Here is a 20,490-nt window from a genome sequence, read left to right on the forward strand (position 1 = left end):
TTTACTTTCTGTAATATTTCGTGTATTTACGATACGCCAAGAATCCAAGAATAGTAACCGCTCCTAAGGCTATGGCAATATATTGATAACTTAAGATTTGTTGCCCGCTTTGATACGAATGTAATCCAGAGAGGTAGAAATTCACACCAAAATAGGTAAACAATATAAATGAAAATGAAATGATTGATGCGAGGTTAAATCCGTAACGACCTCGAAGTCCAGGGATTAATCGCATATGAATCACAAACGCATAAGCCATAATACTAATCAGTGCCCAAGTTTCTTTTGGATCCCAGCCCCAATAACGTCCCCAACTTTCATTGGCCCACATACCTCCTAGGAAATTTCCAATGGTTAACATCACCAAACCAACCGTTAAGGCCATTTCATTTATGATGGTGAGCTCTTTAATATTGATTAGCATTTTGTCTTTATTAGAACTTGTGGTAAAGGCCATAAGTAGTAAGACTGTTATTCCTAAAATCATTCCTAAAGCAAATGGTCCATAACTCGCTACGATTACAGCAACGTGAATCATCAACCAGTAACTATCTAAAACAGGTTGCAGATTCGCAATGGCTGGGTCCATCCAGTTCCAATGTGCTACCATTAAAATCATAGACGTCACGAATGCTCCAGCTGCTGTCGTTAAATACGACGTATTCTTTCCACTAAAAAGCCCCTTAAGAATGGAAATAAAATTAGAACTTACCGAATTAGATAGTAACAATCCAAATAACATGGTTGCCCAAGCCACATAGATCATCGATTCGTAGGCATCACTCCAAGGTGCATGACCAGAAATATACCAGCGTACAATTAAACCTGCAGTATGTAACAAGAACAAGCCTAAAATAGTATAACCTAATACTTTAACACTAACATCAACAAATTTACTCTTACTACTAAATATTTGAATAATTAGTAAAACAAACAATAAGGTTCCTGCATACATATACCAGCTAAATAGCTTCTTAAAGATATCATACTTATTGTAGAGAATCTCTGTTTTAATCTTGTCGTCAGTTAGCATAACTTCAGTACCTAATTTGGACTGACTACTTTTAAATCCGCTCAATAATTTATTAGCCAATTCAAAATCTCCACTTTGTTTTGCTTTGTATAATTCTCCCAAGTAGAACCCAAAACTGTTTTGGATATATTTTCCGTAGATAGAATCCTTTATTTGAGGTTTGTACTGCTCATTATATTCTACTGGTGAAATCCATGTATTCTTCTCATCACCAGGAATAGGAAATATTTTAAGTGAGCGACCATCGAGTGTATTAAAGAGTAAACTCATACGATCATACGCTTCTTTAAATTCCTTCTGAAAACCGTTAGGCACCTCAGCTGCGTAAGCCTCTTCGAGGTAAGGTCCAAGTTTATTACGACCATCATCCGTTAGAAAATCGGTAATCGACACATACTTTTTATCTTTTGAAACACCGATGATATTTCTAATTGAATCCCCTTTTCGTTTTGGTAAATAGATAATAGGAACGTTATACCAAAATAACGGACTTTCCTGCATGGATAGTAACACCTGATTCGCATCAAATTCTTCGTAGTGATCACGTTTACTTAGCTTACGTAATACTTCGGACGCAAAGGTATTCATTGGCATCATTCGTCCGCTATAGTCCTGTATTACCAATTCTCCAAATTGATCCGAATGCGCTTTAGGTGCAATATTGGCTCTAATCACAGAATCAATAGTTGCTTTTGTCGGACGTTGTATTTTTGTTTGTGTAGTTGTTGTACTTGGTCCATGATTATGACCATCGTTTTCCGAATGTTCCTCTTGTGCAAAACCAAATAATCCAAAACAGAGTAAGACTATTGTAAGCATCTCAGATCTTTTCTCTTTTACTTTTCTCAGCATTTTCTTTAAATCTGCGAAGCGCGTATTACGATCAAATAAAATCGCCATTAAGCCAAAGTATAAAAGCATATATCCAAAATAAGTTACCCAAGTTCCCCATTGATCATGGTTTACTGAAAGCTTGGTTCCTTTTTCATCTGGGTAGAAACTCGCCTGAAAGAAACGATAGCCACCTTCATCTAAGATATTATTCATAAAGATGCGGTAATCATAAGCCTCTTCATTAGGTTTCACAACAGTAACTTCGCTAGCAAAAGCTGAAAAATTATCTTCTGTGCCAGGATAACGTTCGGCAATAAAGTCGTTGAGTTTTATACTAAATGGTAGTTCTTTAACAATAGACCCATACTTTACGGCAACATCTAAACCACCAAGATTTACTTGTTCAAATCGGCCGTTAACGTATTGTCCGCCTAAAAGATTTAAGGTTTTTGTTTCGCCATTGGCCGTAACATCGACGACGATACCATCTTCTCTACTTCTTAATAGTTGAGATTTTTTCACCACACCAAATTTCCCTTGCAGCACTGGATTTGGAAATACCATAGTCATATTACCAATTTGATAAGTTGATCTCAAGGCTAATGGTTGTATCGAATCTTTAATGAGTTTCCCTGTCGCTTGAGTCGCCATGGTCCTATAGTCGCCCTCAAAAGGAGACTCAATAAAAATTTGGTTGCCTTCTGTCGTTATATTGATGGCGCCATTCTTAGGGCTATTCAACGTAAAGACAACATTATGAATAAGTGCTTCATCTCCATCTTTTATAAAATGACTATGAGATGCTTCATTGCCTGCTTCTACTAATTTTAGGTATCGATCACCTTCATCTCCCGGAATAATATCTAATTCGGCATCTTTAACAAACTTCTTCACTTCAATAGACACTGGTGTGCCGTTGTATTCGGTATTGACTTCAAAATCATTAGCTAAACGTTCAGAAAAATCGACACGCTCTTGTACCACACGACGCTGCTGTTGTCCGTCAACAACTAGATCGCCATCAATAAATGCTGTGATATAAATATCTCGCGTGAGGTAGGTATTTTGAGTTTCCCCTTCTCTAATTGGCATCCAACCTTCAAAACCTACATATCTTGTAATTCCGGCACCAATCAGAATAAAAATAAAGGCCAAATGCAAGATAAGTGTTGCCCACTTTTCTTTTCTGAGTAATCTGTATCTAAAGATATTTCCGATGAAATTAATCATAAAAAGTACCATAATGGCTTCAAACCACCAGGCATTATATATGTAATGTCTTGTAAATGGTGTTGGCGATGTTTCTTGACCAGCGTCTAAAAACGTACCTGTTATCATAGCAACAGCATAAACAATAAATAAAATACCAGTAAGACGTGTAGAAAAGAGAATGTTAGCAAGTTTCTTTTGCATAGCAAGAAGGCTTATTTTTTTGTTGTGCAAAGATAACCAATTTAGTTCGTTTAGACTTGGACAATTGACACCAAAAATGTGTTAAATAAAAACAAGCATTAATTAGCCTGTCTAGCTTCAAAAATTTTGAGATAAATAAAGGTTCCCATTTTTCTAGATCTGCGTTTGGCATTCTCGGTAACTTCACCAGTAAACAACTCATCTAAAGTCTCATACCAAAGGTTAAGCCAGATTCCAAAATGAAGTTCTGTAATACTATTATCAAATTGTTGATCTACCTTTATGTGTGCTTCTAATGGATTGCCATAGTATTTCTCTTTGAGCTTCCGAGTCATAAACAAACTCGTTTCCCAAAAGGTTGTTAATCGCTGTAAATGTGCATCCCAATCCTTTATCGTATCATTAAAAAAAGGTCCTAACACATCATTTGCCCTTACTTTTTCGTAAAACCTAGTTACCAATAAAAATATATCGTCTCTTGTTTGAATGTCTTTCTGTGCCATAATCAAAGATAGTATTTATAATACAGGATATGTAAGTAGTAATACAATGTTAGTTACCAAACTAATGATGAGCAAATTAAAGATCCATGTCGTCTTTAATTGTGCCATAATGGAGGCATTATAACACATACAAACAATAGTGCATAGAGTAACTCTAATTAATGAACTTGTACTGTAAGGCATTTGTGTTAAATAGAAAATAGAGATAGAGCCTAAACAACTCTGTAAAATGATACTGAGAGGAACATACAGGATTAAATGCTCTTTAAAATCTGTTAACCATTTATTGTAAAGTGTCATCTTTTTTTGTTTAAATTGTTAACGCAAAATTGTTACAATTATCTTTGTTCTTTTATGATTGAAATCATAAGCCTATGATCCCTGTAGAATTATTAGAAACTTATAACGCTAAGCTCAAAACGTACACTAAAGACACTACTGTTTTTGAAGAATTAGATACGCCGAGATTTTACTATCAAATTAATTCGGGAAGCGTAAAAATGATCAATCTATCTGAAGACGGTAAAGAGTTTGCTCAAGGCATTTTTTATGATGGTAATGCTTTTGGTGAGCCGCCTTTGTTTGGTGATTTTAAGTATCCAGCCACAGCATTGTGTGTACAAGAGTCTTCCATTTACATATTACCAAAAGACACATTCTTTGATTTGCTTAAAGCACATCCAGATATCCACTTAAGCTTTACAAAATTGCTTTGTAAACGTATGATATACAAAGCCAAAATCATGAAAGAAGTGTCTATTCATCCTCCAGAACATCGCATCATGACTTTACTTGAGCACTTAAAAAATAACTTCGGAAATGAGATGCAAGACTATGAAGTTGAGTTAACCAGACAAGACATTTCAAATCTTACAGGTTTACGAGTTGAAACGGTTATTAGATCCATAAAGAAACTAGAAAAAAACAATAAATTAAGTATACGAGACCGAAAAGTATATCTCTAAATTATCCTTATTTTAGCAGCATGATTTCAGTAGTGATTTTAGGAGCAGGTAATGTTGCTCATCATTTATATAAAGCATTTGTTTCTTCGGAAACCGTTAGCGTTAAGCAACGTTATAATCGACATATCAAGTCTTTAGAAGCCTATAAAGCAGACGTTGCTATTACAGATGACTTAAGTCAGCTTGTTGAAGCAGATATCTACATTATTGCAGTTAATGATGATGCCATAGCCGAGCTTTCTGAACAATTGCCATTTGAAAATCGTTTTGTCGTTCACACTTCTGGAAGTGTAAGTGCTTACGATCTGGATAAAAAGAACAGACGTGGTGTGTTTTATCCATTACAAACCTTTTCTAAATCGGCTAATATTGATTTCTCTCAAGTCCCAATTTGTTTGGAAACCTTGATGAAGAAAGATTATATGGCACTTAAAAATCTGGCAACAGCCATAAGTTCTATTACAAAACGTGTTAATAGTGATCAACGCGCAGCCTTGCATCTCGCAGCAGTATTTGTCAATAATTTTACGAATCAATTGTATCGCGTCGCCCATGAAATCACAGAATCACAAGGAGCAGAGTTTGATTTACTAAAACCACTTATACTAGAAACAGCAAACAAAGTACAAGACCATTCACCTTATAAGGCACAAACTGGCCCAGCAAAACGCAACGATAAAAAAACAATCAAGCGACATTTAAAGTTACTTGATAACGAACACCATAAAGATCTATACAAGCTATTAACCGCTTCAATAAAAAACACACATGGACGATAAAAGTTATAAAGAATACTTAGAAAATATAAGCACTTTCATTTTTGATGTTGATGGTGTTCTTACCGATGGTACTGTAACCGTTATGACTAATGGAGACATGCTAAGACGCATGAATATTAAAGACGGTTATGCCCTAAAAACTGCTAAAGATGCTGGGTTTAAGATTTGTATTATTTCTGGTGGTAGTAATCTAGGTGTTCAAAAACGTTTGGAAGGTTTAGGTATTACAGATATTTATTTAGGCGCACACCAAAAGGTCAATCAATTTAACGACTATCTATCGCAAAACAATATTGATACAAAAAATGTGTTGTATATGGGTGATGATATTCCTGATATTCCTGTAATGAAATTAGTTGGCTTGGCGTGTTGCCCACAAGACGCTGCCATTGAAGTCAAAGGTATTAGTCAATACATTTCTCATAAAAATGGTGGAAAAGGTGCTGTTAGAGATATCATCGAGCAAGTCATGAAAGTTCAAGGCAAATGGGACGGAAACTTTGATGCGAAATACGATTAATTAAACAACATAACTAACCATACCTCTACTCTTCGATGCAAAGCATTTTAAATCTTATTCGCTGGCAAAACTTGGTCATGATTATCATTGCGCAAATGCTTATTAAATATGCTTTTTTTGAACATTTTAATGCCCTTACAGCTCTTGATACATTACATTTTATAATTCTAGTTGTTGCCACTATTTGTATTGCAGCAGCCGGAAATATAATTAATGACATTTACGATGTCGAAACCGATACAATTAACAAACCTGATAAAGTTCTTATTGGAAAGCACGTATCAGAAAAGCTCGCTTATAATCTGTTTTTCGCATTAAACATTATTGGTATACTATTAAGCCTTTATTTATCGCATAGTGTTGGAAAAAGTTCATTCTTTTCAATATTTGTCATGATTTCAATCGCGCTTTATATGTATGCCTCTTATTTAAAAGGCACAGTGCTTTTTGGAAATATTCTCATTTCATTTTTGGTCGCTATGAGTTTACTTGTCGTTGGTATATTTGATATATTACCAGTTATGGTTCCAGAGAACAAACCCCTCTTATCTCCATTTTTAGATAAGTTAATCGACTATGCCATATTTGCATTTCTAATTAATTTGATTCGGGAAATCATTAAAGATATTCAGGATGTAGATGGTGATTATAAAGCCAGCATGAATACCTTACCTATTGTTTTAGGTCGAGATCGAGCGACAAAAATTGCATTTGCTGTAAGTATGATTCCTATTGGTGCAGTTATCTATTTTGTGATTACGTATTTGTATCAATATCAGGTTGCTATTGGCTATTTTTTACTATGTATCATTGCGCCTCTTATTTATGCAACGATTAAGATTTTTGGAGCAGAACATCAACAGCATTACAAACATATTAGTACTATTTATAAATTAATAATGCTCTTTGGCATCTTATCTTTGCTTCTCTATCCTTTTATTATTAATTTAAACGGCAATGCTTGACACAAAACTAAATAACTTTAATATTATTCTGGCATCAGGTTCTCCCAGACGTCAGCAATTTTTTAAAGATTTAGGACTTACTTTTGAAATTCGGTTAAAGCCTGTAAAAGAGGAATATCCAAACCGACTACGTCACTTTGAAATTAGTGATTATCTCGCACAACTTAAATCATTACCATTTAAAGATGAGTTAAATGATAATGATATCCTTATAACTAGTGATACTATTGTTTGGCATAACGATACAGCTCTTGGTAAACCGAAAAATCACGACGATGCGTTTAACATGTTATCCTCTATGAGCGATACGTCTCATGAGGTTATCACATCGGTATGTTTTACCATGTTGCATTCTCAAAAAACTGTGAATGCCATTACCAAAGTCACATTTAAAGCGCTTACTAAAAGTGAGATCAATTATTACATAGATACATACAAACCATTTGATAAAGCTGGCGCTTATGGTATTCAAGAATGGATTGGTCAAATAGGCATTACCAACATAGAAGGTTCATATACTAATGTCGTTGGTTTGCCTACACACCTCGTTTATAAAACGTTAAACAGCATGGTTTTGTAAGATTTCAGTTGTAATTTTATACTAAAGTAAAATTATAGTCATGATCAAGATATTCAAATTAGAAATTCCCGTATGTATTACTGTTCTTTTCTTCGGAACATTGGTGTCTTGCGGTGAAAAACAAACACATACAGACCAAGCTTTACGAACTGAAACTCCAGTGTCTTCAGAAAAATTACCTACAACATCACCTTTCGAACAATCTGAAGATTTTAAAAACTACTGGTATGCTGGTGAAGCTGAAATATCATCTTATAAGTTAGAGCAAGCACGATATGGAGAACTTAGAGATGGTACAGCAGTTTTAGTCTACGTTACTGAAGATTTCCTTCCTGAAAAACAGGTTAAGGCAGATAGATATAGTAAAAGCAATACATCTATATTAAAACTCAATGCGACTAAGAAATTCAATACAGGAATATATCCGTATTCCATTATGCAATCCACATTTTATCCTGTGAGCAATACGAAACATGCCATTAAATTAAGCTGCTCTGTTCAAGAGTGGTGTGGTCATGTGTACTCTCAATTAAATAATAGAGATTTGTTTGAAATCAAGTCGCATAGTTATTTTGAGAGTGAGGCCGATCAAGATATAAAACTAGATAAAGCCATACTAGAAAATGAATTATGGACACAACTTAGACTGGATCCTGAAAGTTTGCCAGTAGGAAATTTAAAAGTCATTCCGTCTCTAGAATATGTAAGGTTAAAACATATAGAACTCAAAGCTTATAATGCTACTGCCGAACTTAAAAATGGTGTTTATAGCATCTCTTATCCAGAACTCAACCGTACATTAGCAATTAACTTTAACGCACAATTTCCATATGATGTATTAGGATGGGAAGAGACATACAAAGATGGTTATGGCATTAACGCGAAAACGTTAACTACCGTTGCTACAAAATTAAAAACGATCAAATCACCTTATTGGAGCAAGAACTCAAATACTGATAGTGATTTAAGAAAAGATCTTAGTTTAGAATAGCACATACAAGGTTGAACTATTATATCTTTGTACTGGTAAATCAAAAATTATGTCAGAGTTTTTTACTACCTACCATACACAAATTATAAATTCATGTATTGTATTTGGTATTTTCTTTATTATTCAATTAATAGCTCGATTAGTTGTTAGGGTTATTGGAAATTCTAAAAAAATTCATGTTGGACGTGCAAAACTTGTTGGACGTTATATAACGATTTCATTTTTATTTATAGCGATCTTAATCGAAGCTTTTATTTTAGGCGTAAGTACCAGTGATCTGGCTTTAGTATTTTCATCGGTTTTTGCCGTTATCGGGATTGGATTATTTGCCATTTGGTCTATATTAAGTAATGTCACTTCTGGAATAATAATGTTCTTTTCATTTCCATATAAAATTGGAGATAAAATAAAAATACATGATAAAGACTACGAAATTGAAGCTATCATTGAAGATATTCGTTCGTTTCAAATTCATTTGAGAAAAGACAATGGCAATTTGGTCACTTACCCAAATAATCTACTCTTGCAAAAAGCGATTACTTTAATTGAAAAAGATGCTTTTGAGAGTTTAGAGGACGATGGAAGTGATTATATTTAATTCATCAAAACTATGAGTGCAAAAAACAACCACATAAACTATATAGAGCTAAAAGCTAACAATCTTGAGCATATCAAAACATTCTATACCAAAGCTTTTGGTTGGACGTTTACCGATTATGGATCTGGCTATACGGCATTTGCTGATAGCGGACTTGAAGGTGGTTTTCAGCTAACAGATGAAGACATCGTCAATGGTGTTTTAGTTGTTTTGTATCATAAAGACCTAGAAGTAATTAAAGACAAAGTCATAGCCTGTGGTGGGAAAATTTCGGTAGATATCTTCTCTTTCCCTGGAGGCAGACGGTTTCATTTCTTAGATCCTTCGGGAAATGAACTCGCCATTTGGAGTGAACCTGAAGCTGAGTAATGGATTCAAAACAACAGGTAGGTATATTAGGAATTGGAGCCATTGGAACGGTTATTTCCTATCAACTACAACAAAACAATTTAAATGAACTGTTCTATTTCAGCAGAACAAAACACACACATTTAAAACTAATTTCTGACGGTCTTCGATTTGAACTACCTGTAGATATCAAAACTACAATCTCAAAACCAATACCATTAGATTGGCTAATCATCTGCCTAAAAGAACATCAATATCAAGATGCTCAAGATTGGTTTCCAAAACTCATACATCCTCATACGAGAATTGCTGTGATTAGAAACGGACTTCAACTCAAGCATCCTCTATTAGCTTTTACAGATGATGACCATATTTTAGAATGTATGATTGATGCGCCAACACAACTTAGAAATGAAGGGTTCTATCAAAATTTAAACGCACCTATTCTAACTGTTCCTCAAAATGATTTATCTAATGCGTTTGAATTACGTTTTAAGCATTCTAAAATCAATATAAACCAAGTTGAAGATTTCAAAACCGAAAGCTGGAAAAAGCTTTGTGAAAGTGCCACACTTGGCGCTTTATTATGTTTACATAATGATACCTGCCATATATTTAAATCTGAAAAGCTACAGCATGACTATAGAGAGCTAATGAACGAAAGCATTCAAGTTGCCAAAGCTGATGGTGCAATTATAGAAAAAGACTTCACAGATCAAATGCTAAGCAAATTAATGAACTATCCCGACGCAAAAGGGAGTTCTATGCTTACCGATATGCGCAATGGTAAACCTATAGAACTAGGCGCCAAAAATGGTATCATCTCACAATTAGGTAAAGCATATCAGATCGACACTCCAATAAATGATATGATTATTAGAGCATTGTCTTAAGTTAACATACATAATATAGGATGATGCACTCACGTTATGATTAGAAACTAACTTATCATAATGAAAAAAACTATTACCGTTCTTATCACTTGCTTTATTATATCATCATTTTCAACTCAACTCAGTTTTAAGGACGCTCAATTAAAATACCCTAGAGTTAAACAAGCATACAAAGACAAATCTAAATGTATTAGTAAACTACTCAAATCCCATAATATTTCTAATGCTGAAATCTATATTAGAGCGTTCAAGCTTGAAGAAAAAATTGAAGTTTGGGCTAAAGAAAAAACAGATGTTACTTATAAATTAATTACCTCTTATCCGTTTTGCTTTAGTTCTGGCGGTTTAGGACCAAAACGACAACAAGGCGATTATCAAATTCCTGAAGGTTTTTATGTTATTGACAGATTTAATCCTGAAAGTAACTTTCATTTATCGTTAGGTATAAATTACCCAAATGCTTCAGATAAAATCAAGTCTAATCATCATCGATTAGGTGGTGATATTTTTATACATGGTTCCTGTTTTTCTGTTGGCTGCATACCAATTACAGATGACTGGATCGAAGAACTCTATATTCTATCTGTAGAAGCAAAAAATGCAGGACAAACCAGCATTCCTGTTCATATATTTCCATTCTATTTAAACGAAGACAATTACGAAAAACATATTAAAGACACATCAATTTCTGGTAACCATTCAAAATTTTGGACCAATTTAAAAGAAGGTTATGCTTATTTTGAAACCAACAGAACGGTTCCCACTATAGAAGTTTCAGAAGAAGGACACTATATATTCAAATAATATTATCTCGAATAGTTAGGTGCTTCTTTAGTAATCGCAACATCATGTGGATGACTCTCATTAATACCAGAAGCGGTTATTTTCACAAAGCGTCCAGTATCTTTTAAAGTAGCAATGTCTTTAGCACCACAATAGCCCATTCCAGCTCTTAATCCGCCTACAAATTGATGTATACTTTCATACAACTCACCTTTGTAAGGCACACGACCAACAATACCTTCAGGAACTAATTTTTTGATATCATCTTCAACATCTTGGAAATAACGATCCTTACTACCTTGTTTCATGGCTTCTACTGAACCCATACCACGATACGATTTAAACTTACGTCCTTCGTAAATAATGGTTTCTCCCGGACTCTCTTTTGTTCCTGCCAGTAATGAGCCTAGCATCACACTATCTGCACCAGCAGCAATTGCTTTAGGAATATCACCAGTGTAACGTATACCACCATCGGCAATCACTGGCACACCAGAACCCTTAATGGCTGCAGCAACTTCTAATACTGCAGAAAACTGAGGAAACCCAACACCAGCAACAACTCTAGTCGTACAAATGGAACCCGGTCCAATACCAACTTTAACGGCGTCAGCTCCTGCTTCAACTAAATATTTTGCTGCTTCTCCTGTAGCTATGTTACCAACGATAACTTCAAGATTTGGAAATTTTGATTTGATGTCTTTAAGTACCGCAACCACGCCTTTTGTATGTCCGTGAGCTGTATCAATAATCACAGCATCAACACCAGCTTTAACTAAAGCCGAAGCTCTATCTACAGCATCAGGTGTAACTCCAATAGCTGCTGCGACACGTAATCTTCCGTAAGAATCCTTATTAGCATTTGGTTTTTGAGTAACTTTAGTAATGTCTCTAAATGTGATAAGACCAACTAACTTGTAATTATCATCTACGATTAATAATTTCTCAATTTTATTTTTCTGAAGAATCTCTTCGGCATCTTTTAAAGACGTTCCCACTGCAGATGTTACTAAGTTCTCACTTGTCATAACCTCAACAATTGGTCTTTCATTAGCATGTTCAAAACGTAAATCACGATTGGTAACAATACCTTTTAATTTACCATTATCGTCTACAATTGGAATACCACCAATCTTATGCTCGGCCATACTTTGTTTAGCATCTATAACCTTAGCAGTTAATGGTAGCGTTACTGGATCTATGATCATACCACTTTCTGCTCGCTTAACCTTTCGTACTTTTTGAGCTTGTTGATCAATAGTCATATTTTTATGAAGTACACCAATACCACCTTCTTGTGCCATGGCAATGGCCATTTTACTTTCGGTAACAGTATCCATAGCTGCAGAAACCACAGGAATATTTATAGTAATATTACGCGTGAATTTGGTTTGAATATTAACTTCTCTTGGTAAAACTTCGGAAAATGCTGGAACTAAGAGTACGTCGTCATAAGTAAGACCTTCTCCAACAATTTTGTTTTCGTGTGCTGTCATGATGCAATTACGGTTATAATTGCATGCAAATATACAACTTAAATAGAGAATAGTATTAAGACTTTATTAAATCTTAAGGGAAAAGAGTTTTATTAAATTCTAGGACAACGTTTGCAGTTGGTTTTGCCCTTTTTCTTATACTTTTTACAGCATTTAGACTTCTTATTGACCTCGCAGTACATGATACATGAAGTGATAATAATTGGAGAACTCTCTAAGGTTAATTCGTCTTGCATTATTTTAATTTATTCTAAATAAATGCAAATTTATAAAAAAAAGATGCCAAAAAAGGCATCTTAATTCATTAAGTTATTAACAGATAGCACTATTCATTTTCATGAGCTGCTGCTATAGCATTGATATCACGATCAAATAAATAATGACCAGATTTATCAGTTCCAATTATATTAAGTTTATCTAATAAAGTTCTAGCCATAGCTTCTTCTTCCAATTGCTCGGTAACATACCATTGCATGAAATTATGCACGTTATAATCTTTATGTTGTAAACACTCATAAATCACATGATTGATTTGTTCTGTTACAAACATTTCACTTTCCAAAAACTTTTCAAAAAGTTCGTTAAGCCCGCTAAATACAGGTTTAGGTTTATCGAGTTCAGGAATAATGACATTACCTCCTCTTTCATTGACAAACTTTATAAGTTTGGTCATGTGCAGACGTTCTTCTTCAGATTGACTGTAAAAGAAATCTGCTACACCATTATAACCTTCGGCATCTGCCCAAGAGGCCATAGCCAAATATTGCATCGAAGCTTGTGCCTCATATTTGATTTGGCTATTTAATAAGTTTTCTATCGTTGTATTCATTCTGAAAGCTATTTTTTACGAAGATAGGTATTTATGTTTTAAGCACTTTCTTCGGCTTAATTAATTGATAGAGAATTATAAGTACAGAAGTGGTATAAGTTAAGGTCATTAAAGTTCCTGAAATCATTACAATATATTTCATCCAGAAGACACCTTTCCATAGAAAATAAATACCGCCAAAGGTTAGCAAAACTGAAATAAATGGCTCTACAATTAAAATTGCTTTTAATTTTTTTGAAAGCTTTGTAGTACTCAAAATAAGGCCTACCAAAAAGAAAATAATAGACATTGATAATATATGCCCATGCACTAATGTGAGCATTTGTTGCTCATTTTTTTTGAACTTCATCACAGTTGCATCTTCATCATCCTCGTTACCTAAATATTGTTCTTCTATACCATTTGGATTGGCCGAAGATGTCTCTCCTACAAATAATAGACCTGTGTAAAACCCTACACTTAAAACAATAATAAATGATGCAATTAGCAATTTTATTTCCTTAGGAAAAGTGTAAAGCATCCCGTTGAACTTCATTACAGAATATTTTTAGATTGAAGCATTTTTAATGACCTCAATACATCATTTACTGCAGATGTCATTGAACGAACAGAAATTGTAGCACCAGATATAGCAACAATATCTTGTTCATACTTGAGTTCATCTTCGGGTGTTTTACCTATAAATTGTCTCAACCATCGTTTGCTACCAATTTCTCCTCCATATTCTTCTCTATAAATAAGTACTTTAGCCTTCTTTACTATGAGATCGCTGTCTAATAAAATAAGATAATCAAACTGAGCTGTTTTACTTGGCGCTTTTGCTACATAAGCAAAACCAATTCTATTATTTTCAGATCTGATTTCAAAAAAGTTGTCAGTTTCAAACTTGGATGGCAATTCTTTTGCAACAGTGTCAGAAATTTTGAATGCTGAAAATTCAAATTTTTCAACATCGTATGTTGATTTGATCTCTTTGAACACCTTTTTTTTAATCTTTTCAGGTAATCCGAAAGACAAAAAAAACATGGATAAAACTAAGATGAAGATATATCTAAAATTCATGTTACAAAAGTATTAATTATATAATCGTTAAAACAATTAAAATGCCAAATAGCCAATGTGATATTATACTTTCAACATTAGCTATTAGACACTCAAATTTTATTTTTTATTAGAACCAAACACCGATACCAAAATTTAATCTATTATCGACATCACTGTTCTCTAGTGCATTGCTTCTAAATTGATAATCACCTTTTAATACAACTCCAGGTGCTATATGGTAACTTAAACCTGTTGTAATATCTGTTCTATTAAACGCATCGTTTCTTACTAGGTCTCCATCGGTATCAGCATGTGTGTCATAATTTTCAAATCGCGCAAATGCAAATAAACGCTGAGCCTTTGTTAAAGGAAGTAAGTTATAAGATACCTCTGCATAATACCCCATTAAAGCACTACCTAAATCTCTATCAGTTAAATTGTTATAAGCTTCAGTATCACTTAAAGATGCATAAATAAATTGACCACGAGCAGCAAATCTTCTAAAGGCATAACGTGCATCAAAACCTACCATTGAAACACCAATATTAGCACCATCAATATCTTCTACATCATCAGCAGCTTGCGTTTTTCCAAAATATCCTGACAATCCTAAACGTAAACCAGGCAAGCCGTAATATTCAATTTTAGTAGATAGCGTAGGACTATCGACAGTTGATTTAATTGCCTTTTGACGACCGCCACGTAAACCGTTACTTCCTTTTAAAAATCCGGTTACTTCGCCATCATCATTTACGGTAGATTTAAATCCGTTAAAAATATAAGCTTGGTAAGTCAATGACTGTTCAGGTAAACGGCCTGTTACACCTACTCCAATTTCTCTCCAAGTTGTTGGGACAATGGCATTATCTACCGCTGGACGTTCAACACCATTAAAAGTTGTAGGTTCGTGATATTCGTTTACAATTCCCATTGGTACCAACATAAGTCCTCCACGTAAACTAATATTATCACCTACAGCATAATTTACAAAGGCCTGTTCAACAAAAATCTCTTCCACATGCTCCATTTCAACTTCAGTAACAAATTGTGTTTTATCATTAAATCTATAACCAAATAATAACACTAGGCGTTGTACATCTAATTCTCCATTATTACCTTCTGGTTGGTTATAAGTAATTTCACCATAAGCACCAACCGTAACGGCTTTTCCATAATTACCAGATAAAATACGTTGCGCTGCATTTAACTGTTGTTGTGGGTTAAAAGTGATGCTGTCTTGTGAGGTTGGGGTTACTTGAGCTATGGCTGTTGCACTGATTAAAATTATAAGAAAAGTAAGAAGCTTATTCATTTGTTTTTATTTAGACTTAATATAAATAGTTATTGATTTCTGAGTGCAAAAATAGAATAGAAAATTACTTACGCAAAGTTTATTTAGATTAATTTTAAATAAAAATAAAGTTAAAAAAACAACGCATTGAAAACGTGATAATTAGAATAGAATAAAAATGATATTAGGTGACAAATCAGTGATAAGTCGTAAAGATTTTTGTCGCTTCATTATATGCACTCTCAAAACTCATCGCATTGAGATTGTTATTCTTTTTAGATGTGAAGTAAGACAACACCTTCTCTGTTGGCATATTACCTGTAAGCTCATCTTTAGCCATTGGGCAACCTCCAAAACCTTGGATGGCACCATCAAAGCGCCTACATCCTGCTTTATAGGCTGCATCTATTTTTTCAAACCATGTTGTAGGTGTGGTATGTAAATGTGCGCCAAATTCAATATCTGGATATTTCGGAATTAAATTAGAGAACAAATAATCAATACTTTCAGGATTAGAACTTCCAATTGTATCACTCAATGATAGTATCTTCACTCCCATTTTACTCAACCGTTCTGTCCACTCTCCTACGATATCCACATCCCATGGATCACCATATGGGTTTCCAAATCCCATAGAAATATAAACAACCACTTCTTTGTTGTGCTTATTAGCCATTTCTAAAATTTCGGAAAGCGTCACTACAGATTGTGCTATTGTTTTATGCGTATTACGCATCTGAAAGTTTTCGGATATAGAAAACGGATAGCCCAAATAATCAATTTCTGGATGCTTACAAGCATCTGTAGCTCCTCTTGTATTTGCAATAATCGCAAGAAGTTTACTTAGGGTTTCACTTAAATCTAATTGAGCTAAAACCTCAGCGGTATCCACCATTTGCGGAATCGCTTTTGGAGACACAAAACTTCCAAAATCTATCGTATCAAAACCGACGCGTAATAGCGATTGGATATATTGTACTTTCTTTTCAGTAGGAATAAAGTCCTTAATACCTTGCATGGCATCACGAGGACACTCAATTATTTTAACGGCTTTGCTCATCTAGTTCAAAGATAGTAATTATGATGATTTTGAAGTCGTTATTTTTCCGAAGTAAAAATGATAACTGCAATACCAACAAAGACAATGATTTGTAACCATTTAAGATAAACTCCAACACGTTCATGTTGTTTGATATATTTTGAAATGATACCTGCCAAAACTGCAATTCCTGAAAATATAATCGTTGATACGAACATAAAAAGTAATCCCAATACATAAAATTGAGTCACAGTACTCATCGTATCACTAAACAGAAATCCAGGAAAAAACGCTAAAAAGAAAATAGACACTTTTGGATTGAGTACATTCATAATGAAGCCTTGTTTAAATAATTGTCCTAAGTTTTTCTTCGGAATATGTTCTGAACCTAAACTCAATTTGTCACTAGACTTATAAACCTTAAACGCTAGATATAGTAAGTACATAGCGCCTAATAATTTTATAATGAAGAACAAGGTGTCATTTTCTTTGATGAGTGCCGATACACCAAAAGCAACTAACGTGGTGTGGACTAAGCATCCTGAGATTAATCCTGCAACGGTGGCCAACCCAAATTTTTTACCGTTTACAATACTTTGCATCAAGACATAAATGTTATCTGGTCCAGGCGATATGGCTAAGGCAGAAGTGGCTAAGGCAAATGATATGAGCAGGTCGTAATTCAGTCTGTTAAATTTTTTATAAAAATAATTAAAAATTGATGTAAGTAAGGCCTATAGGTTTACGACTTAAATACCTTAAAAAACTATTCCACTATGAAAAAAATTACTTTTACTTTAAAATCTTTATGCTCAATTACTTTACTACTCTTTACTACAGCAGCTTTTGCACAATCTACAGCGAGCTATAACATTACGTTTAGTAGTAATTGGGAAACCGAAACCGTAGATCCTGTTAAAGGAAATAGTACGATGACTATCCCAGGAAATGCACATTGGTCTGATCTTGTAGGTGCAACCCACAATAGTAACTATACACTGGTTGAAATGGGTACATTAGCATCTGTTGGTGTTAAAAATGTTGCCGAATTTGGTTCCAATGGAGCTTTAATGTCTGAGGTTAATAGTACTGGAGATGCCAATCAATGGTTGCAGCAAAGCTTTTCTCCGTTTGCAGCCATTAGTTCTGCGACACTCAGTAATGTTGTTGTGAGTTCTGATTATCCGTTATTAAGCTTAGTGTCTATGATTGCGCCTAGTCCAGATTGGATGATCGCTATTAATGGCGTTAACCTAAGAGATGGAAATACTTGGCGAAATGAAATTATCATAGAGTTATTCCCCTATGATGCTGGTACAGATAGTGGTGCAACATATACGGCTGCTGATCAACCAACAGTACCAAGTTTTCAGCCTGTTTCAGTATTAATAAATCAAGGACCTTTTAATGATAAACCTATTGGTACGATGACCATTAGCTTAAATCAGGTATTAAGTGTAGATGAGGCCGATATCGATAAAGCTGTTATCTATCCTAACCCATCTAATGACGGTATATTTAATATTAACACAACAAATGCAAATCCGTTAAAAGAAGCTTGGGTTTACGATGTATTAGGAAAGCAAGTGTCAAAAATAGAAAACAAAAACGCCGATAACCAAGTACGTATGGATCTAAATGAATTAAACAATGGTATATATTTGGTTAGATTAGTTCTTAAAGATGGTTCTGAATCCACAAAAAAGGTAGTAATCAATTAACAAATATTGAGCATTTCGTCTATAAATTTGGTATTTAATCGATTTTTCGATATGTTTACGCCAATATTTAACCTACTATTTTGTTATGAAAAAAGGAGTCCCAATTAAAAAGTTACTTTTACTTTTAACGATTTTTTGTTCAATTACCAATGCCGTTGCTCAACATGTTGAAGAATGCGGTACTGTGTTTACACCAGAATCTGAGTCTTATTTTAAAAAGATATTACCTCAGGTGAAACAGTATGAGGAAGCATATTTTCAAAACCTTGCATTAAGACGATCTTCAACTGCAATTAGCTCTGTTCCTATCAAAGCACATATTATTAGAAATACTGATGGAACAGGCGGACTTACAGCTTCACAGCTAAATGATGCTATTGCAAACATGAATGCTTTTTATGCTAATGCATTATTAGAATTCTTCTTATGTGATGGTATCAACTATATAGATGATTCAACCTATTTTGATTACGAAACAAATGAGGAAGCTGCATTAACAGCTGCCAATAATGTCAATAATGTGATCAATATCTATTTTGCCAATACAGTGGTTAATAGCTCATCTGGTAGCGGTCTTTGTGGTTATGCTTATTTCCCTGGCGGACCAGAAGTTATTCTCATGAATAATAATTGTGCTATGAATGGTAGTACACTTCCACATGAAATGGGACATTTCTTTGCACTATCACATACTCACGGACCAAGTAACAGTACTCAAACTACAGAATTAGTAGATGGGTCTAACTGTGATACAGATGGTGACTTCATTTGTGATACACCAGCCGATCCACAATTAGGTTACAGCAATGTATCTGCGTTTTGCGATTATACTGGAAATGATACAGATGCGAATGGTGATACGTTTGCTCCAGCACCAAGAAATATTATGTCTTACTCTCGTAAAGAGTGTCGTGATGAATTTTCACCACAACAGTACGCGAGAATTTATGGAATTTATCAAGCATCACGTTCAGCAATGGCGTGTCCGAGTTTTAATGTGGACATAACTTCTAATTTTACTAGAGATTGTAGTAACTCATTAGATGTTGATTTTACAGATAATAGTGTTGGTGCTACCTCTTGGGAATGGGATGTAGATGGTGATGACATCATCGATTATACAACACAAAATCCTTCTCATACCTATACGAGTTCTGGTGCTTATGATGTTAGACTTACCATATCTAACGGATCGAGCTCATTAACTAAAGTGTATCAAGAATATATAGAGGTTGGTGGTGAAGACATTGCAACAACAGAAATCGTGTTAACATTAGTGACCGATGATTGGCCTGCTGAAACGTCATGGAATTTAAAAGATAGCAGTGGAACTATATTATATTCGAGTCCGACCTATACTGAAGGCGTTGATGACTTTCAAACGTTTACCGAAAACTTTGTTGTAACAGCAAATGAATGCTATACATTTGAAATGATTGATGGTTATGGCGATGGTATTTGTTGCGCCTCTGGTGCTGGATCATATACCTTAACTACACTCGAAGGTAGTACAATTGTAACTGGTGGTGCTTACGGTTTTGGAGAGATCACTTATATGTCAAACAACGCTTTAAGTGTTGACGACTATTTTAATAATAATACCATGTCGGTATATCCTAATCCGACTAAGGCTATTTTAAATATTAAATTGGCAAATACTAATGATTTACCTGATGCTTATACGATTTATAATGTATTAGGTCAAACAATCACAACTAAAACTATTTCTCAAGTTGCTGATTTAAGTATTCCTACTGAAAGCTTTAGTGAAGGTGTATATTATTTAAAAGTATCTAAAGGAACAAATTCAAATACAATTCCGTTTATTAAGAATTAACGGATGGTCTCACTTTAAAAAAAGCGAA

At 34.3% G+C, this 20,490-nt stretch carries 22 protein-coding genes; 12 read left to right on the forward strand and 10 right to left on the reverse strand.

The features are described from left to right. Position 1: 1 nt before the first annotated feature. From ccsA to KWG70_RS10620, 3 genes are all read right to left on the reverse strand, one after another. Positions 2–3,280, reverse strand: a complete 3,279-nt coding sequence (ccsA, locus tag KWG70_RS10610) for a cytochrome c biogenesis protein CcsA (protein ID WP_230935998.1) — start codon at positions 3,278–3,280, stop codon at positions 2–4. Positions 3,281–3,378: 98 nt separating this feature from the next. Next, on the reverse strand, positions 3,379–3,783 hold the full coding sequence (locus KWG70_RS10615) for a group III truncated hemoglobin (protein ID WP_230935999.1): 405 nt from the start codon (positions 3,781–3,783) through the stop codon (positions 3,379–3,381). Between the two features lie 15 nt (positions 3,784–3,798). Beyond that, complete coding sequence (locus KWG70_RS10620; RefSeq protein ID WP_230936000.1) at positions 3,799–4,083, reverse strand: hypothetical protein; 285 nt, start codon at positions 4,081–4,083, stop codon at positions 3,799–3,801. 74 nt (positions 4,084–4,157) lie between these two features. On the opposite strand from KWG70_RS10620, the gene KWG70_RS10625 reads away from it, so the two are divergent. Genes KWG70_RS10625 through KWG70_RS10670 form a run of 10 tightly spaced genes read left to right on the forward strand, consistent with a single transcriptional unit; the run spans position 4,158 to position 11,226 of the window. Continuing rightward, a complete protein-coding gene (locus tag KWG70_RS10625; protein WP_230936001.1) occupies positions 4,158–4,748 on the forward strand; it encodes a Crp/Fnr family transcriptional regulator in 591 nt (196 codons plus the stop codon). A gap of 20 nt (positions 4,749–4,768) precedes the next feature. Further along, positions 4,769–5,527, forward strand: a complete 759-nt coding sequence (locus KWG70_RS10630; RefSeq protein ID WP_230936002.1) for a Rossmann-like and DUF2520 domain-containing protein — start codon at positions 4,769–4,771, stop codon at positions 5,525–5,527. Beyond that, positions 5,517–6,047: a KdsC family phosphatase gene (locus KWG70_RS10635; protein WP_230936003.1), complete on the forward strand. Its 531-nt coding sequence runs from the start codon at positions 5,517–5,519 to the stop codon at positions 6,045–6,047. Before KWG70_RS10630 ends, KWG70_RS10635 begins: the two co-directional genes overlap by 11 nt. A 35-nt stretch (positions 6,048–6,082) precedes the next feature. Then, positions 6,083–7,012, forward strand: a complete 930-nt coding sequence (locus tag KWG70_RS10640) for a geranylgeranylglycerol-phosphate geranylgeranyltransferase (protein WP_262910626.1) — start codon at positions 6,083–6,085, stop codon at positions 7,010–7,012. Further along, the gene (locus tag KWG70_RS10645) at positions 7,005–7,592 is read left to right on the forward strand and encodes a Maf-like protein (protein WP_230936005.1); all 588 of its coding nucleotides are present in this window, start codon (positions 7,005–7,007) and stop codon (positions 7,590–7,592) included. The genes KWG70_RS10640 and KWG70_RS10645 overlap by 8 nt, the downstream gene beginning before the upstream one ends. Before the next feature lie 40 nt (positions 7,593–7,632). After that, positions 7,633–8,583, forward strand: a complete 951-nt coding sequence (locus KWG70_RS10650; protein ID WP_230936006.1) for a septum formation inhibitor Maf — start codon at positions 7,633–7,635, stop codon at positions 8,581–8,583. Positions 8,584–8,632: 49 nt separating this feature from the next. Next, positions 8,633–9,181, forward strand: a complete 549-nt coding sequence (locus KWG70_RS10655) for a mechanosensitive ion channel domain-containing protein (RefSeq protein ID WP_230936007.1) — start codon at positions 8,633–8,635, stop codon at positions 9,179–9,181. A gap of 12 nt (positions 9,182–9,193) precedes the next feature. Continuing rightward, entirely contained in the window at positions 9,194–9,550 is a 357-nt protein-coding gene (locus KWG70_RS10660; RefSeq protein WP_230936008.1) for a VOC family protein, read from the forward strand. Next, on the forward strand, positions 9,550–10,422 hold the full coding sequence (locus tag KWG70_RS10665; protein ID WP_230936009.1) for a ketopantoate reductase C-terminal domain-containing protein: 873 nt from the start codon (positions 9,550–9,552) through the stop codon (positions 10,420–10,422). Before KWG70_RS10660 ends, KWG70_RS10665 begins: the two co-directional genes overlap by 1 nt. Before the next feature lie 60 nt (positions 10,423–10,482). Beyond that, positions 10,483–11,226 (forward strand): L,D-transpeptidase family protein, encoded by a 744-nt coding sequence (locus KWG70_RS10670; RefSeq protein ID WP_230936010.1) that lies wholly within the window; start codon positions 10,483–10,485, stop codon positions 11,224–11,226. Between the two features lie 2 nt (positions 11,227–11,228). Here the strand turns inward: KWG70_RS10670 and guaB are convergent, their stop codons facing one another. The 7 genes from guaB to KWG70_RS10705 form a co-directional block, all read right to left on the reverse strand. Beyond that, the gene (gene guaB, locus KWG70_RS10675; RefSeq protein ID WP_230936011.1) at positions 11,229–12,701 is read right to left on the reverse strand and encodes an IMP dehydrogenase; all 1,473 of its coding nucleotides are present in this window, start codon (positions 12,699–12,701) and stop codon (positions 11,229–11,231) included. A gap of 325 nt (positions 12,702–13,026) precedes the next feature. Continuing rightward, the gene (locus KWG70_RS10680) at positions 13,027–13,530 is read right to left on the reverse strand and encodes a ferritin (protein ID WP_230936012.1); all 504 of its coding nucleotides are present in this window, start codon (positions 13,528–13,530) and stop codon (positions 13,027–13,029) included. Positions 13,531–13,561: 31 nt separating this feature from the next. Beyond that, a complete protein-coding gene (locus KWG70_RS10685) occupies positions 13,562–14,065 on the reverse strand; it encodes a hypothetical protein (RefSeq protein WP_230936013.1) in 504 nt (167 codons plus the stop codon). Further along, positions 14,065–14,592 (reverse strand): FMN-binding protein, encoded by a 528-nt coding sequence (locus tag KWG70_RS10690; protein ID WP_230936014.1) that lies wholly within the window; start codon positions 14,590–14,592, stop codon positions 14,065–14,067. Before KWG70_RS10690 ends, KWG70_RS10685 begins: the two co-directional genes overlap by 1 nt. Positions 14,593–14,701: 109 nt before the next feature. Beyond that, positions 14,702–15,886, reverse strand: coding sequence for a hypothetical protein (locus KWG70_RS10695; RefSeq protein WP_230936015.1), 1,185 nt, complete (start codon positions 15,884–15,886; stop codon positions 14,702–14,704). A gap of 175 nt (positions 15,887–16,061) precedes the next feature. Beyond that, the gene (locus KWG70_RS10700) at positions 16,062–16,925 is read right to left on the reverse strand and encodes a hydroxymethylglutaryl-CoA lyase (RefSeq protein ID WP_230936016.1); all 864 of its coding nucleotides are present in this window, start codon (positions 16,923–16,925) and stop codon (positions 16,062–16,064) included. Positions 16,926–16,963: 38 nt separating this feature from the next. Further along, positions 16,964–17,590 carry a LysE family translocator gene (locus KWG70_RS10705; RefSeq protein WP_230936069.1) on the reverse strand — a complete coding sequence of 209 codons (627 nt, stop codon included), beginning with the start codon at positions 17,588–17,590 and terminating at the stop codon, positions 16,964–16,966. A 90-nt stretch (positions 17,591–17,680) separates the two neighbouring features. Between KWG70_RS10705 and KWG70_RS10710 the strand changes: the two genes are divergently transcribed. Continuing rightward, positions 17,681–18,625, forward strand: a complete 945-nt coding sequence (locus KWG70_RS10710) for a T9SS type A sorting domain-containing protein (protein WP_230936017.1) — start codon at positions 17,681–17,683, stop codon at positions 18,623–18,625. Positions 18,626–18,710: 85 nt separating this feature from the next. Next, positions 18,711–20,462, forward strand: a complete 1,752-nt coding sequence (locus tag KWG70_RS10715; protein WP_230936018.1) for a T9SS type A sorting domain-containing protein — start codon at positions 18,711–18,713, stop codon at positions 20,460–20,462. Positions 20,463–20,490 lie beyond the last annotated feature (28 nt).

Origin of the sequence: Psychroserpens luteolus, assembly GCF_021032705.1 — a bacterium.
GTDB lineage: Bacteria > Bacteroidota > Bacteroidia > Flavobacteriales > Flavobacteriaceae > Psychroserpens > Psychroserpens luteolus.